This is a genomic window from Mesorhizobium sp. M0659 (assembly GCF_040320605.1).
Lineage (GTDB): Bacteria > Pseudomonadota > Alphaproteobacteria > Rhizobiales > Rhizobiaceae > Mesorhizobium.
This window is the reverse complement of sequence record NZ_JAMYPY010000002.1, coordinates 139,970-152,524: the sequence shown is the minus strand read 5'-3', so window position 1 is coordinate 152,524 and position 12,555 is coordinate 139,970. Positions and strand designations below refer to the sequence as shown.

Annotated in this window: 11 protein-coding genes; all 11 read right to left on the bottom strand. The window is 61.8% G+C overall.

Annotated elements, in window-relative coordinates; all coding sequences use genetic code 11:
- Positions 1-38: 38 nt before the first annotated feature.
- Complete coding sequence (locus tag NKI31_RS03895) at positions 39-1,592, bottom strand: cation:proton antiporter (RefSeq protein ID WP_023704038.1); 1,554 nt, start codon at positions 1,590-1,592, stop codon at positions 39-41.
- Between the two features lie 147 nt (positions 1,593-1,739).
- The gene (locus NKI31_RS03890; protein ID WP_023701013.1) at positions 1,740-2,804 is read right to left on the bottom strand and encodes an ABC transporter ATP-binding protein; all 1,065 of its coding nucleotides are present in this window, start codon (positions 2,802-2,804) and stop codon (positions 1,740-1,742) included.
- Between the two features lie 30 nt (positions 2,805-2,834).
- The gene (locus NKI31_RS03885; RefSeq protein WP_023671171.1) at positions 2,835-3,626 is read right to left on the bottom strand and encodes an ABC transporter permease; all 792 of its coding nucleotides are present in this window, start codon (positions 3,624-3,626) and stop codon (positions 2,835-2,837) included.
- Positions 3,623-4,537: an ABC transporter permease gene (locus NKI31_RS03880; RefSeq protein ID WP_023671170.1), complete on the bottom strand. Its 915-nt coding sequence runs from the start codon at positions 4,535-4,537 to the stop codon at positions 3,623-3,625. Before NKI31_RS03880 ends, NKI31_RS03885 begins: the two co-directional genes overlap by 4 nt.
- Before the next feature lie 63 nt (positions 4,538-4,600).
- Entirely contained in the window at positions 4,601-5,707 is a 1,107-nt protein-coding gene (locus NKI31_RS03875; RefSeq protein ID WP_023671169.1) for an ABC transporter substrate-binding protein, read from the bottom strand.
- A gap of 239 nt (positions 5,708-5,946) precedes the next feature.
- Positions 5,947-7,119, bottom strand: coding sequence for an iron-containing alcohol dehydrogenase (locus NKI31_RS03870; RefSeq protein WP_352650520.1), 1,173 nt, complete (start codon positions 7,117-7,119; stop codon positions 5,947-5,949).
- An 18-nt stretch (positions 7,120-7,137) separates the two neighbouring features.
- Positions 7,138-8,523, bottom strand: a complete 1,386-nt coding sequence (locus NKI31_RS03865; protein ID WP_352650518.1) for an aldehyde dehydrogenase family protein — start codon at positions 8,521-8,523, stop codon at positions 7,138-7,140.
- Between the two features lie 13 nt (positions 8,524-8,536).
- Positions 8,537-8,956 carry a type II toxin-antitoxin system VapC family toxin gene (locus NKI31_RS03860; RefSeq protein ID WP_031242742.1) on the bottom strand — a complete coding sequence of 140 codons (420 nt, stop codon included), beginning with the start codon at positions 8,954-8,956 and terminating at the stop codon, positions 8,537-8,539.
- Complete coding sequence (locus NKI31_RS03855) at positions 8,953-9,408, bottom strand: DUF7662 domain-containing protein (protein WP_023695631.1); 456 nt, start codon at positions 9,406-9,408, stop codon at positions 8,953-8,955. Before NKI31_RS03855 ends, NKI31_RS03860 begins: the two co-directional genes overlap by 4 nt.
- A 90-nt stretch (positions 9,409-9,498) precedes the next feature.
- Positions 9,499-10,869, bottom strand: coding sequence for a glutamine synthetase family protein (locus tag NKI31_RS03850; RefSeq protein ID WP_023744175.1), 1,371 nt, complete (start codon positions 10,867-10,869; stop codon positions 9,499-9,501).
- Positions 10,870-10,948: 79 nt separating this feature from the next.
- The gene (locus NKI31_RS03845; protein WP_023671163.1) at positions 10,949-12,505 is read right to left on the bottom strand and encodes an amino acid permease; all 1,557 of its coding nucleotides are present in this window, start codon (positions 12,503-12,505) and stop codon (positions 10,949-10,951) included.
- Between the last annotated feature and the right edge of the window lie 50 nt (positions 12,506-12,555).

The following is a 12,555-nucleotide window of genomic DNA, read 5'->3' as shown; positions in this document are numbered from 1 at the left end:
TGCAATGTACCGGCACGACGGCGGAACTGGGCCAGCGTCTATGATGTGGTCAGCGGCTGGAACCGGCCCGCCGGCGATGCCGCCAGTTCGGCCCAGTCGATCTCTTCCTCCAGCCGGTGGTAGGCTTCGTCGCCGATCGTGCCGTTGCTGCGCAACTCCTCGAGCGTGTCGCGCTGGCGGTTGATGGCATAGAGGCGGAGCCGGTCGTATTCGGTCGCGGCCTGAGCGTCCTCCGGGTTTTCCGCAATCAGGCGCTGCGCTTCATACTGTTCGCGCACGACGGCGGCGGCCGCAGATGTCTTGCGGCTCAGCACGTCCAGTGCTGCCTGCATGATGGCGACGCGCGCCTGCGCCACCTCATTGTCGACGGTTCTATCGGGGTCGAAGTTGATCCAGCGCAGCAGCGGCTTCAGCGTCATGCCTTGCAGCACCAGCGTGCCCAGCACCACCGCGAAGGCGGCAAGCACGATCGGGTCGCGGCCGGGAAAATCGGCCGGCAGCGCAATGGCCACCACCAGCGTCACCAACCCACGCATGCCGCACCAGCCGACAATGACGGCGCCGCCGAACGTCGGCAATTCCCGCCTTGCCTCTTGGCTGCCGAAGCGGGCAAGCCACCGGATGATCGCGACGTAACTCGCCACCCAGACAAGGCGCGCGACGATAACGACGACCAGCACCGTTGCGGCGAAAAGGAATGCTTCGCCTTGCCCGTCGCCGGCCAGCCTGCCAACGATCGTGCGTGCCTGCAGGCCCATCAGCACGAAAGCCAGCACGTTGAGCACGAACACCGCCGACTCCCAGACCGAATAGGTGCTGACGCGGCGTCTCGCCGACGACTGGCGCGGCGCCCTGCGCGCAATGGTCATGGCATAGACGACGATGGTGATGATGGCGGAAAGGCCGAGCCTGTCGGCGATGATCCACACGGCGAAGGTTCCGGCAAACTGCACCACCGTGCTGCTCGCCGCATCCTCGATGCGGCCGAGCGCCAGCAGCGAGACGCGGCCAAACAGATAGCCCGCGATCACACTGCCGATCGTTGCCAGCAGGATCACCGGAACGGCGTTGCTGAGCATGATCGTGCCAAGCGCGGCCGAAACCGCCAGCCGGTAGATCAGCAGCGCCGTGGCATCGTTGAGCAGGCTCTCGCCCTGCAGGATGGCGGTGATGCGGTGCGGCACCTTGAACTGGCTGAGCACGGCGGATGCGGCCACCGCATCCGGTGGCGCGACGATGGCGCCAAGCGCGATTGCCGCCGCGATCGGCAGGCCGGCCATCTTCCAGCCGACCAAGGCAACCACCACGGTGGTGAAGACCACGGCGCCCAGCGCGAGCAACGCGAGCGACAGCCGGTAGCGCTTGAGGTCGCGCAGCGACGTGTCATAGGCGGCGTCGAGAAGCACCGGCGCGATGAACAGGGCAAGCGCCAGCTCCGGATCGATCTCGATCGTCGGCGCACCGGGTACGAAGGCAATCGCGACGCCGGCCAGAGCCAGCAGGGACGGATAGGGAATTTCCAGCCGCCGCGACAGCGCCGTCAGCGCGACGGCAGCCAGAAGCAGGATGAGGGTAAGTTCGAATAGCGCCATGGCCCATCGTAGCGGCGAAGCGGCATCATGGGCAGTGGCTGGATGGCAAGATGCTGTTGATTATCCAGCACTCGGGTCCGGCAATGATACGGCCGTTCATCGCGCCAGCTCGAATCGACCGCCTCGGTCGCGCCAAAATGCTGCTTGCTAGTGCAGCACCAGCATATCGCTTGATGAGAACGATATGTCGGCCTTCTCGCCGACCGCGGGCGGTGGCGTTGCCGGGCTGTTGAAGGTGTCGAGCGACACCGTGTTGCCGCCGATGCCGACGCGAACGCGAATGACTGAGCCGAGGAAGTGCACTTCGGAGATTTCGCCCGACAGGCTTGAATCGCGCCCGGGTTGGCGTCCGAGCGAAATCGCCTCCGGTCGCAGCGCCAGCGACAGCGTGTCACCGGACTTCGAGCCGTTGAGCTTGCCCATTAGCGAGACTTCCTGCGTGTTGACGCGCACCTTGCCGGACGCGGCATCGGTGACAGTGCCTTCGAGCACGTTCAGCGTGCCGACGAAATTGGCGACGAACTTGGTCGCCGGCCGGTTGTAGATCTCGAACGGGGTGCCGACCTGCTCGGCCTTGCCGCCATACATCACCGCGATGCGGTCCGAGATCGACAGCGCCTCTTCCTGGTCATGTGTGACGAAGATGGTGGTGATGCCGAGCTTCTTCTGGATCGAGCGGATTTCCTCGCGCAGCGAGACGCGCACCTTGGCGTCGAGCGCCGACAGCGGCTCGTCGAGCAAAAGCAGCTTCGGCTTCGGCGCGATGGCGCGGGCCAGCGCGATGCGCTGTTGCTGGCCGCCGGAGAGCTGGTAGGGATAGCGGTCGGCCATCTGCGGCAGCTTGATGATGTCGAGCATCTCGGCCACGCGTCTGTCGATGTCCGCCTTGGGCATGCCGGCGACCTTCAGGCCAAAGCCGATGTTTTGCGCCACCGTCAGGTTGGGGAACAGCGCATAGGCTTGGAACACCATGCCGACATTGCGCTGGTTGGGCTTTAGCCTCGTGATGTCCTTGCCTGCGACGACGATCTTGCCCGCCGACGGCTCTTCGAAACCGGCGACCATGCGCAGCACGGTGGTCTTGCCGCAACCCGATGGCCCAAGGAAGGAAACGAACTCGCCCGGCTCGACATCAAGATTGAAATCTTCGACCACGGTGGTGGCGCCGAAGGATTTTCGCACATGCTGGATGGAGAGGAATGGTTCGGCCATGGCTTTTTCTTTCGATCAGTACTTTGTCGATCAGTTCGGGCGGTTCGCCGATCTCGGCGCGAAACGGGACAGGATCTGGATCAGCGACATACAGCCCCAGGTGATGGCGAAGGCGATGATGGCAAGCGCCGCCGGCTCATAGGCGCGGTTGGCGCCAACGTTTTGCAGATAGGGGCCGAAGGCGGGCCGGTTGAGCAAGCTGGCCATGGTGAATTCGCCAATGACGATGGCGAAGGTAAGGAAGGCGCCCGACAGCACGGCGATCAGCACATTGGGCAGGATCACACGACCAATGATCGTGCCCCAACCGGCGCCAAGGATCTGCGCCGCTTCGGTCAGCGTCCTGACGTCGATGGTGCGCAGTCCGGTATCGACCGCGCGATACATGTAGGGCAGCGCCAGCATTGCATAGCCGATGACCAGCAAGGCATTTGTGCCCATGTCGGTCGCCAGGAACGGCAGCGGCGAATTCGAACCGTACATCCTGATATAGCCGAAGACGATGACGATGGCGGGAATGACCAGCGGCAGCAGCGTGATGAACTCTACGATCGGCCGCAGTTGCGGCAGGCGCAGTCGAATCCAGTAGGCGGCGGGCACCACGATCAACACGCCCAGAATGATGGTGAAGATGGCGGCAAGCACTGAGTAGCCAAAGGTCGCCTGAAAACGAGGGTCGCCAAGCACGATCTGATAGGCGTCGAAGGAATAAGCGCCGCGCCGCATGCGCAAGGAAAATTCCACCGTCGCGATCAGCGGAATGAAGAAATAGGCCGCGCCCAGCCCGAAGACGACCCAAGCCCAGAATTTTCCGGACTTCATTTCAGCCACCTCTCCGAGCGCGTCCGGAACCAAATGTAGAAGACATTGGCCAGCCCGGTGATGACGATCATGCCGAAGGCGATCGCATAGCCGAGATGGGCATTGTGCAGCACGTCACCGCGTATCTGCGCATAGAGCAGGATCGGCACGATGTTGAGTGAAGAGCCGGTCAGCGCATAGGCGGTGGCGATGGCGCCGAAGGCATTGGCGAAGAGCAGGATGACCGTGCCGAGGAAACTCGGCCAGATCACCGGGATGACCACCATGCGCCAGTATTGCGTCTGGGTGGCGCCAAGCGTCGCCGCAGCCTCGCCCCACTCCTTCTTCAAGCCGTCGATCGCCGGCGTGATGATGACCACCATTAGGGGAATCTGGAAATAGACATAGGTCAGCGTCAGGCCCCAGAACGATAGGATGTTGAAGCCGTGCGCATAAATGTTGAGGCCGAACACGGTGTTGAGCAGCACCGTGGCGAGACCGAGGCGTCCGAGCGTGGCGATGAAGGCGAAGGCCAGCGGTACGCCGGCGAAATTGGAAGCCACGCCGGAGAATGTCAGCGTCGCCGAACGTATCCACTCCGGCAGGCCGCCGCGCACGATAGCGATGGCGATGCCGAGACCTGCGAAGGCGCCGATCAGCGACGAGGAAAGGCTGACCTTGAGCGAGATCCAGTAGGCGGCGACAATCGATGGCTGCGCCAGTGCTGCTATGTTTTCGAACGTGAATTCGCCGGCATCGTTCTGGAATGCACCCAGCATCAGATAGAGCGTGGGTAGGATCAGGAACATGATGGCGAAGATGAAGAATGGCGCAACGCCGAGCCATTGCGTCGGCAGTCGCATTGCACGCGCCTCGCTGGGGGGCGCGGTCTTCCCGGCAACTGCGTGATCGGAAAGCGAGATATCTGTCATGCGCCGGCTACCGTCTCCGAGGAACACCGGGCGGCCGCGAGGCCGCCCGGTTGGTTTCAAGCCTTACTTGACGTTGGCGCCGACGACGGCATCCCAGTTCTTGGTGACGGCTTCCTTTGCCTTGCCCTGCTCGTCCAGCGTCGGGAACACCGCGGCAGCGTAAGCCTCGGCCGGCGGCAGCTTGGCCATCACGTCCGCCGGGAGCTTGCCGTTCTTGGCAAGATCGTTGAAGCGGATCGGGTGGCAATAGCCCTTCAGCCAGCCGATCTGGCCTTCGTCGGAGTAGAGATACTCTAGCCAGAGCTTGGCAGCGTTCGGATGCGGTGCGAAAGCACTGATCGCCTGCACATAGACGCCGGCAACGACACCGGTCTTGGGCACGACGACGTCGACGGGCGGATTGCCCTTCAGCGTGTCGCGACCGGCAAGTGCATTGTAATCCCAGGTCACCAGGATCGGCGTCTGGCCTTGTGCCAGGGTCGCCGGTTTGCCGATGACCGGCACGAAATTGCCGGCGGCGTTAAGCTTCTTGAAGAAGTCGAGACCAGCAGTGCCAGCAGCTTCGCCGGCAGCCGCACCACCGGAAATGCCGGCCGCGTAGACGGCCTGGATGGCCTGGTTCGAGGCGCGCGGGTCGCCGGCAAGCGCCACGGTGTTGGCGAATTCCGGCTTCAGCAGGTCAGCCCAGTCAGCAGGCGCTTCCTTGACGAGGTCCTTGTTCACCAGGAAGGATAGCACGCCATAGTAGTCGCCGGTCCAGTAACCATCGGCATCCTTGGCGCTGTCGGGGATCGAGTCCCAGGTCGACACTTTGTAGGGCTGGATCAGGCCGTCAGCCTTGGCGGTCGGGCCGAAGGACAGGCCAACGTCGATGACGTCGGGCGCCTGCGGGCCCTTGTTGTCCTTGTTGGCCTTGATCGCCTCGACCTCGTCGCCGGAGCCGGCATCGGGGTTGAGTTCGTTGATGGTGATCTCAGGATACTTTGCCTTGAAGCCGTCGATGACGGCCCCGTAGCCGCACCAGTCATGCGGCAGCGCGATGGTCGTGAGCTGGCCTTCCTTCTTCGCAGCGGCAACCAGTTCATCCATGGACTGGGCCGACGAGATAGCAGAGGTCGCCATGAGGGCGACGGCCGAAAGGGAAAGCACTTTCCCTGTGAACTTGAACATGTGTTCTCTCCGTTGAACTGGCGTCATGGACGCCTGCGATGCGGTATCGGTTTCATATGACAGCCAGATGAAAGCTTTTTGAAACTGGCCCCCGGCGGTACGAAAAGTTAACTCTTTTTAACCGGCTGTAGCAATTAGCCTCGACTTAATTTCCCGGCTAATGGTTTATTGCCTTGCTTTTTGCCCCCTTGCCCTTCCTTTCCCTTCGTTTTTAGATCACGTCCGGCGCAGAAACCGCCTCAGACAGTGCCGGCGATAGTGTTCTCGAGCAGCGTCAGCGCCGCCTTTTTGGTCAGCCTGACCGGGTTGCCGCCGGCGGTCGGATCGACCACCGCCATGTCGGCGATCAGCCCTTTGCGCTTCTTGTCCATGTCGAGCCCCTTGATCAGATCGGGCAGCGCATGCGGCACCTTCAATTCCTTGCGCAGCTTGATGATCGCTTTGGCAAAGCCGTCGAAGCCACCCTTGATGCCGCAATAGGCAGCGAGCCGGGCAATCCGCTCCTCGATGGAGTCGCGATTGAAGGCCAAGACATAGGGCATGAACACCGCATTCGTCATGCCGTGATGGGTGTCGTAGAGCGCGCCGATCGGATGCGACAGCGAGTGGATGGCGCCAAGACCCTTCTGGAAGGCGGCAGCACCCATGGCGGCCGCACTCATCATGTGGGCGCGCGCGACAAGGTCCTTGCCTTTGGCGTAGGCCCTGGGCAGGTTCTCGAACACCAGGCGCACACCTTCCACCGCAATGCCGTCGGCCATCGGATGGTAGCCCGGCGCGCAATAGGCTTCGAGGCAATGTGCCAGCGCATCCATGCCGGTGCCGGCGGTGATGAAGCCGGGCATGCCGACCGACAGTTCCGGATCGGCAATGACGATTGCCGGCAAAAGCTTCGGATGGAAGATGACCTTCTTGGTGTGCGTCGCCTCATTGGTGATGACGCCGGCACGCCCGACTTCCGAGCCTGTGCCGGCAGTGGTCGGCACGGCGATGATCGGCGCGATGGCATCTGAATTGGCGCGCGTCCACCAGTCGCCGACATCCTCAAAGTCCCAGATCGGTCGCGTCTGGCCGGCCTGGAACGCGATCAGCTTGCCGAGATCGAGCGCTGAACCGCCGCCGAAGGCGATGACGCCGTCATGCTTGCCCTTCTTGAACACGGCGATGCCGGCGGTGAGGTTGGAATCGACCGGGTTCGGCTTCACCTCGGAGAACACGCCATAGGATACCTTGGCGTCGTCGAGGATTTTCAGCGTCGAAGCGACGACCGGCAGTTTCGCCAACCCCGGATCGGTGACGAATAGCGGCCGCTTAATGCCGGTGGCAGCGAGCACGTCAGGCAGTTCCTTGATGCGCCCCGCGCCGAAGCGGACGGTGGTCGGGTAGTTCCATTTGGAGATCAGCTTGGACATGTCTTGTCTTTCAAAAAATCAGATGGCTTCGCGCAGATGGAAGGATTTCGGCCGGGTCAGATTGTCGTAGCCGAGCGCCGAAAGGGCGACGCCTTTGCCGGTGTCCTTGACGCCGGTCCAGACCAGCGCCGGATCGAGGTAGTCGCAGCGGTTCATGAACACGGTCCCGGTCTCGACGCGGTCGCCGATCGCCACCGCATGCTCGATATCGCCGGTCCAGATCGAAGCGGTCAGCCCGTAGGGGCTGTCGTTCATCAGCGCGATCGCCTCCTCGTCGTTGCGCACCTTCATGATGCCGACGATCGGGCCAAAACTTTCCTCGCGCATGACGCTCATCTGGTGGTCGACGCCGGTCAGCACTTCCGGCGCCAGATAGGGCGAGCCGGCCTTGTCGTTAGCCACCTTCATATTGATGTGTGCGATTGCACCCTTGCGCAGCGCCTCGGCCTTCTGCTCGCGGATCAGGTCGGCAAAGCGCGCCTGCGCCATCGGCCCCATTGTCGTCGCCTGTTCCAGCGGATTGCCGACGGCATAATTCTTCGTCTCGGCGATGAAACCTTCGACGAACTGGTCGTAGACCTTCTCATGCACATAGACGCGCTCGATGCCGCAGCAGCACTGGCCGGAATTGTAGAAGGCGCCGTCGACCAGATTGGCCACCGCATGGTCGAGCTTGGCGTCGGGCAGCACATAGGCCGGATCCTTGCCGCCGAGTTCGAGCCCGAGCGTCATGAAGGTGCCGGCCGCCGCCTTCTCGATGGCGCGGCCGCCGCCGACCGAACCGGTGAAATTGACATGGTCGATCTTGCCCGAGCCGAGCAGCTTCTCGGTCTGGGCATGGTTCAGCACGACATTCTGGAACACGCCCTTGGGCAGCCCAACCTTGTCGAACGCCTGCTGGAACCGTTCGCCAACCAGCAGCGTCTGCGCCGCATGTTTGAGGATAACGGTATTGCCGGCCATCAGTGCCGGCACGATGGTGTTGACGGCGGTCAGATAGGGATAGTTCCACGGCGCGATCACCATGACGACGCCGAGCGGATCCTTCTTCACATAGCGTCGGAAGCCGTCCTTCGGGTTGGATGCCGGCACGGATTTCAGCGCGGCTTCAGCGATCTCGACCATGTAGTTGGTGCGTTCCCTGACGCCGCCGAACTCGCCGCCATAGCGCACCGGTCGCCCTATCTGCCAGGCGATCTCCGGCACGATCTCGTCGGTCATCGCGACCAGCGTTTCGAGCATCGCCAGCATAAATTTGCCGCGCTCGACGATCGGCGTCAGCGCCCACTTCTCCTGCGCCGCCTTGGCGCGCTCGACCGCGGCATTGATCGCCTGGTCGGTCGCGATCGGCCGCTCGGCGTAAATCGAACCATCGATGGGCGATTTGAGTTTTACGGTTTCCAAAGGATACTCCAAGTTAGCAGGCTAGGGTGCGCAGATGGCCATTGCGGCCATAGCGAAGGATGGGCTCGTCACGCGTCACCAGAACCATGTCCAACGCTCTCGCACTTGCCATCAGTATCCGATCCATCGGATCACCATGAGGCGGACCGGGCAGGTTGGATGACGCAATCAGAATGGCTGGTGAGATAGCGCTGAGCTTTGCCGACATTCGCTCGATGAATCGCTCCACGAAGTCGAGTGGCGCCAATGGCAGATTGAGCCGGCCCTTGGCTACGCCAATTCCGATCTCCCATGTCGACATCGGCGAAAGATACAGACGGCCGTCATAGGCCGCTTCCGAAATCTCCCGGCTTGCGTGCGGATCGATCAGACTATCGTTGGCGACAAAGATCATCGCACATGTATCCAGAAGCAGGTTTGGCCCTTCGCTCATTTACGCACCGCAAGTTTGCCGTCACGCGCGTCAGCCTCACCGCCCAGATAGCCCCGGTCCCATGGCTCGTCATCGAAAGGTTTGGTGATATCAAATCCGGCTTCGATTGTTATCAGGCCCTTCATGAAACCAAAACCGGGGTGGCGATCCGCGCGCGCCTCCTTTGGCGCGGCAGGCACGCTACCACTGGGCGGCGCCGAAATGGGCACTTTGCGAACGCGGCGAAATACCAATTTCCCACTGCCTATATTGACGGATTCGGTCTCGAACCCAGCCTCAAGCCACTCCCTTGTCATGGGATTGTTGCTCGGATTGTTGCTCCACCATGCAGGGTATTGCTTCGATGCGGGCAGCGGCAGATTGAGCACTCTCTCGATTTCGGCGAATGACATCGGAACGCGATCGACATTTTGGGCAATGAGAAAGTCCTTGAGCGGCGCATATTTGGACATTGCAAACTCCTCAATGTAGCGCACTGCAGTTTACAAGTACCATATGGCACTAACTTCACTACATTGTCAACATTAAAGCTTTATAAAGTTTTAGTACCGCTCGAACCCTCTGTGCAGTTCCCAATCCGTAATGCGGCGGTCGTATTCGAACTGCTCCCACTTTGCGGTGTGGACATAATGTTCGAGCACATCGTCGCCGAGCGCCTGCTTCAGCATCTTCGACTTGGCCAGCGTCTCGGTGGCGTCGCGCAGCGTTTTCGGGATCTCCGGAAGGCGCGAGGCCTGGTAGGCATCGCCGACGAACGGCTTCTGCAGTTCGAGCTTCTCGTCGATGCCGGCAAGGCCGGCGGCGATCAGCGCCGCGAACGCGAGATAGGGGTTCAGGTCGGCGCCGCCGATGCGGCATTCCATGCGGATGCCCTTGGTGCCCTCGCCGCACAGGCGGAAGCCGGCGGTGCGGTTGTCCTCGCTCCACATGATCTTGGTCGGTGCGAAGGTGCCGGCCTGGAAGCGCTTGTAGGAGTTGATGTAGGGCGCCAGGAACCAGGTAAACTCCTTGGCGTATTTGAGCTGCCCAGCCGCCCATTGCTGGCCAAGCGTGGACAAAGTCCAGTCCGCCTTCTTGTCGAAGAACAATGGCGTCTTGCCGTCGGCGCTCCACAGCGAATTGTGGATGTGGCTGGAATTACCGGCGAGCCCGTAATTGTATTTCGACATGAAGGAAATCGACTTGCCTTCGGACTCGGCAATCTCCTTGGCGCCGTTCTTCAGGATGACGTGGCGGTCGGCCATGTCGAGCGCTTCGGCATAGCGCACATTGATCTCTTCCTGGCCCGGGCCCCATTCGCCCTTGGAATTCTCGATCGGAATGCCGGCCGCTTCCATCTCGTTGCGAAGCCGGCGCATGACGCCTTCTTCCTTGGTGGTGATGCCGATCTGGTAGTCGCCAATATAGGGCGAAGCGGTATCGAGGCCCTGCCAGTGCTTCTTGCGGGCGGAATCATAGGTCTCGTTGAACAGATAGAATTCGAGCTCCGAGGCGAAGTAGCCGATATAGCCGCGTTCGGTGAGCCGCTTGACCTGCTTTTTCAGCATCGCGCGCGGCGAATGCGGCAGGTCGTCATGGGTGTGGTGGTCGAGCACGTCGCAGATCACCAGCGCCGTCTTTTCCAGCCACGGAATGCGCCGCAGCGTCGCCAGGTCCGGCTTCATGACGAAGTCGCCATAGCCTTTCGACCAGCTTGCCGCCTTGTAGCCCGGCACCGGCTCCATATCGATGTCGGCGGCGAGCAGATAGTTGCAGCCATGCGTCTCGTCATGAGCAGAATCCACAAAGTACTGCGCCAGGAAACGCTTTCCAGCCAGCCGCCCCTGCATGTCGACGATGCAGGCCAGCACCGTGTCGATCTCGCCATTGGAGACCGCTTTCTTCAACTGATCGAACGAGAAATTTCCGGCCATTCCTTTGGCACTCCAGTGCTTGGTCGTTGAGGACGAAACCATAGCCGGCTGCACGCCGGCCATGGCCATGATGGTGACGTCAGTGGCCGGTTTCGCCGACAGCCTGTTCGGCAGCCTTGATCGCTGCCTGACGCGCCGCGATGATATCGCCCAGCGGCGGACCCTGGAAGCGATTACGCTCGAAGGCGAACCAGACAATCGCCGTCAGGATGAAGAAGCCGACGGTGATGTACAGCGCCCAGTCGTTCGGCGGCTGGATGCCGATGATGAAGATCAGGATCATCGACACTATGGAAAGGACCCCGAACAGCATGAAGATGCCACGGCCCAGGTTCCACGGTCCCATCTTGTCCCACTTCGGCGTGCCCCAGGCCAGCATGCCGAGCACGATCGGCACGGTGAAGGACAGGAACAGGAAGATGACGGTGCAGGACACGACGATGGTGTAGGCCGAAGTACCGGCGACCGAAACCAGCGTCGAACCCCAGACGAACAGCACCGACAGGACCGACGCCGTCCAGATCGCCGCCACCGGCGTGCGATAGGTCGGGCTGACCTTGGCCAGTGCCGACGAGCCCGGCAGGCCGCCGTCACGCGAGAAGGCAAAGATCATGCGCGAAGCCGAGGTGACGGTTGCGAGGCCGCACAACAGCTGGGCGATGAACACGACGAGGTAGACGAACTCCTTGAGGCCGGGACTGACGCGCTGGTCGAAGGCCCAGAAGAACACGTTCCAACCCTGCTTGGCGGCGTCGTCCATGTTGGGGATCATCAGCACGAAGGCGGCCAGGAACAAATAGCCGAAGACCGCCGACCAGATAACCGACATCACCATCGCACGCGGCACCGATGAGGCCGCCTTGATGGTTTCCTCGGAAGTGTGTGCCGAAGCATCGTAGCCGGTGATGGTGTAGATCGGCAGCAGAAGGCCGAGAGCGAACACCCAGGCGTTCGAGACGGACGGCCAGACGCTGGCGCCGGCCTCACCCGAGTAGTTGTGGAAGGTGAAGAGCCGGCTGAAATCCCAGGTCTCGGCGGAGAACAGGCAGACGACAGCAATCAGGATCGAGCCGAAGAAGATCAGGTAACCCGAAAAGTCGGTCAACTTCGCAGTCAGCTTGATGCCGAGATGGTTGATCAGCGCCTGGGCGCCAGTGATGATGACCAGGAAGATCATCTGATTGGTCAGCGTACCCTCGATGCCGAGCGTCGGCCCGAAGGCGCCGATGAAGAACGTCCAGGTGCCGACATTGATGGCGCCGAGCACGGTGATCAGGCCGAGCAGGTTGAGCCAGGCCGTCACCCAGCCAGTGCCGCGATTGCCGAGGATCGAACCCCAGTGATAGAGGCCGCCGGCCGTCGGATAGGCCGAGCTGATCTGCGACATGGCGACCGCGAAGGTCAGCGAGACGAAGCAGCCGACCAGCCAGCCGATGCCGATGCCGATGCCACCGGCGCCCGACGTTGCCTGCGCCAGCGAATTGATGCCGCCCGACAGGATGCAGATGATGGAGAAGGAAACGGCGAAGTTGGAGAAGCGGCTTAGCCGCCGCTCAAGTTCCTGGGCGTAGCCCATGGAATGGAGGTGCTTTACGTCTTCCGCCTTGTCTGTGTCTGAATAACCCGGTGCTGCCATTGTAGTCCCCTTTGCGTTCTTAGCTGGCCGGCCCTGCCCCGGTCGGCTTG

Excerpts from the sequence above, each read along its gene's own strand:
- NKI31_RS03845 (WP_023671163.1), bottom strand. The coding sequence starts at position 12,505 with ATGGCAGCACCGGGTTATTCAGACACAGACAAGGCGGAAGACGTAAAG.
- NKI31_RS03890 (WP_023701013.1), bottom strand. The coding sequence starts at position 2,804 with ATGGCCGAACCATTCCTCTCCATCCAGCATGTGCGAAAATCCTTCGGC.
- NKI31_RS03880 (WP_023671170.1), bottom strand. The coding sequence starts at position 4,537 with ATGACAGATATCTCGCTTTCCGATCACGCAGTTGCCGGGAAGACCGCG.
- NKI31_RS03870 (WP_352650520.1), bottom strand. The coding sequence starts at position 7,119 with ATGTCCAAGCTGATCTCCAAATGGAACTACCCGACCACCGTCCGCTTC.
- NKI31_RS03875 (WP_023671169.1), bottom strand. The coding sequence starts at position 5,707 with ATGTTCAAGTTCACAGGGAAAGTGCTTTCCCTTTCGGCCGTCGCCCTC.
- NKI31_RS03855 (WP_023695631.1), bottom strand. The coding sequence starts at position 9,408 with ATGTCCAAATATGCGCCGCTCAAGGACTTTCTCATTGCCCAAAATGTC.
- NKI31_RS03850 (WP_023744175.1), bottom strand. The coding sequence starts at position 10,869 with ATGGCCGGAAATTTCTCGTTCGATCAGTTGAAGAAAGCGGTCTCCAAT.
- NKI31_RS03860 (WP_031242742.1), bottom strand. The coding sequence starts at position 8,956 with ATGAGCGAAGGGCCAAACCTGCTTCTGGATACATGTGCGATGATCTTT.
- NKI31_RS03885 (WP_023671171.1), bottom strand. The coding sequence starts at position 3,626 with ATGAAGTCCGGAAAATTCTGGGCTTGGGTCGTCTTCGGGCTGGGCGCG.
- NKI31_RS03895 (WP_023704038.1), bottom strand. The coding sequence starts at position 1,592 with ATGGCGCTATTCGAACTTACCCTCATCCTGCTTCTGGCTGCCGTCGCG.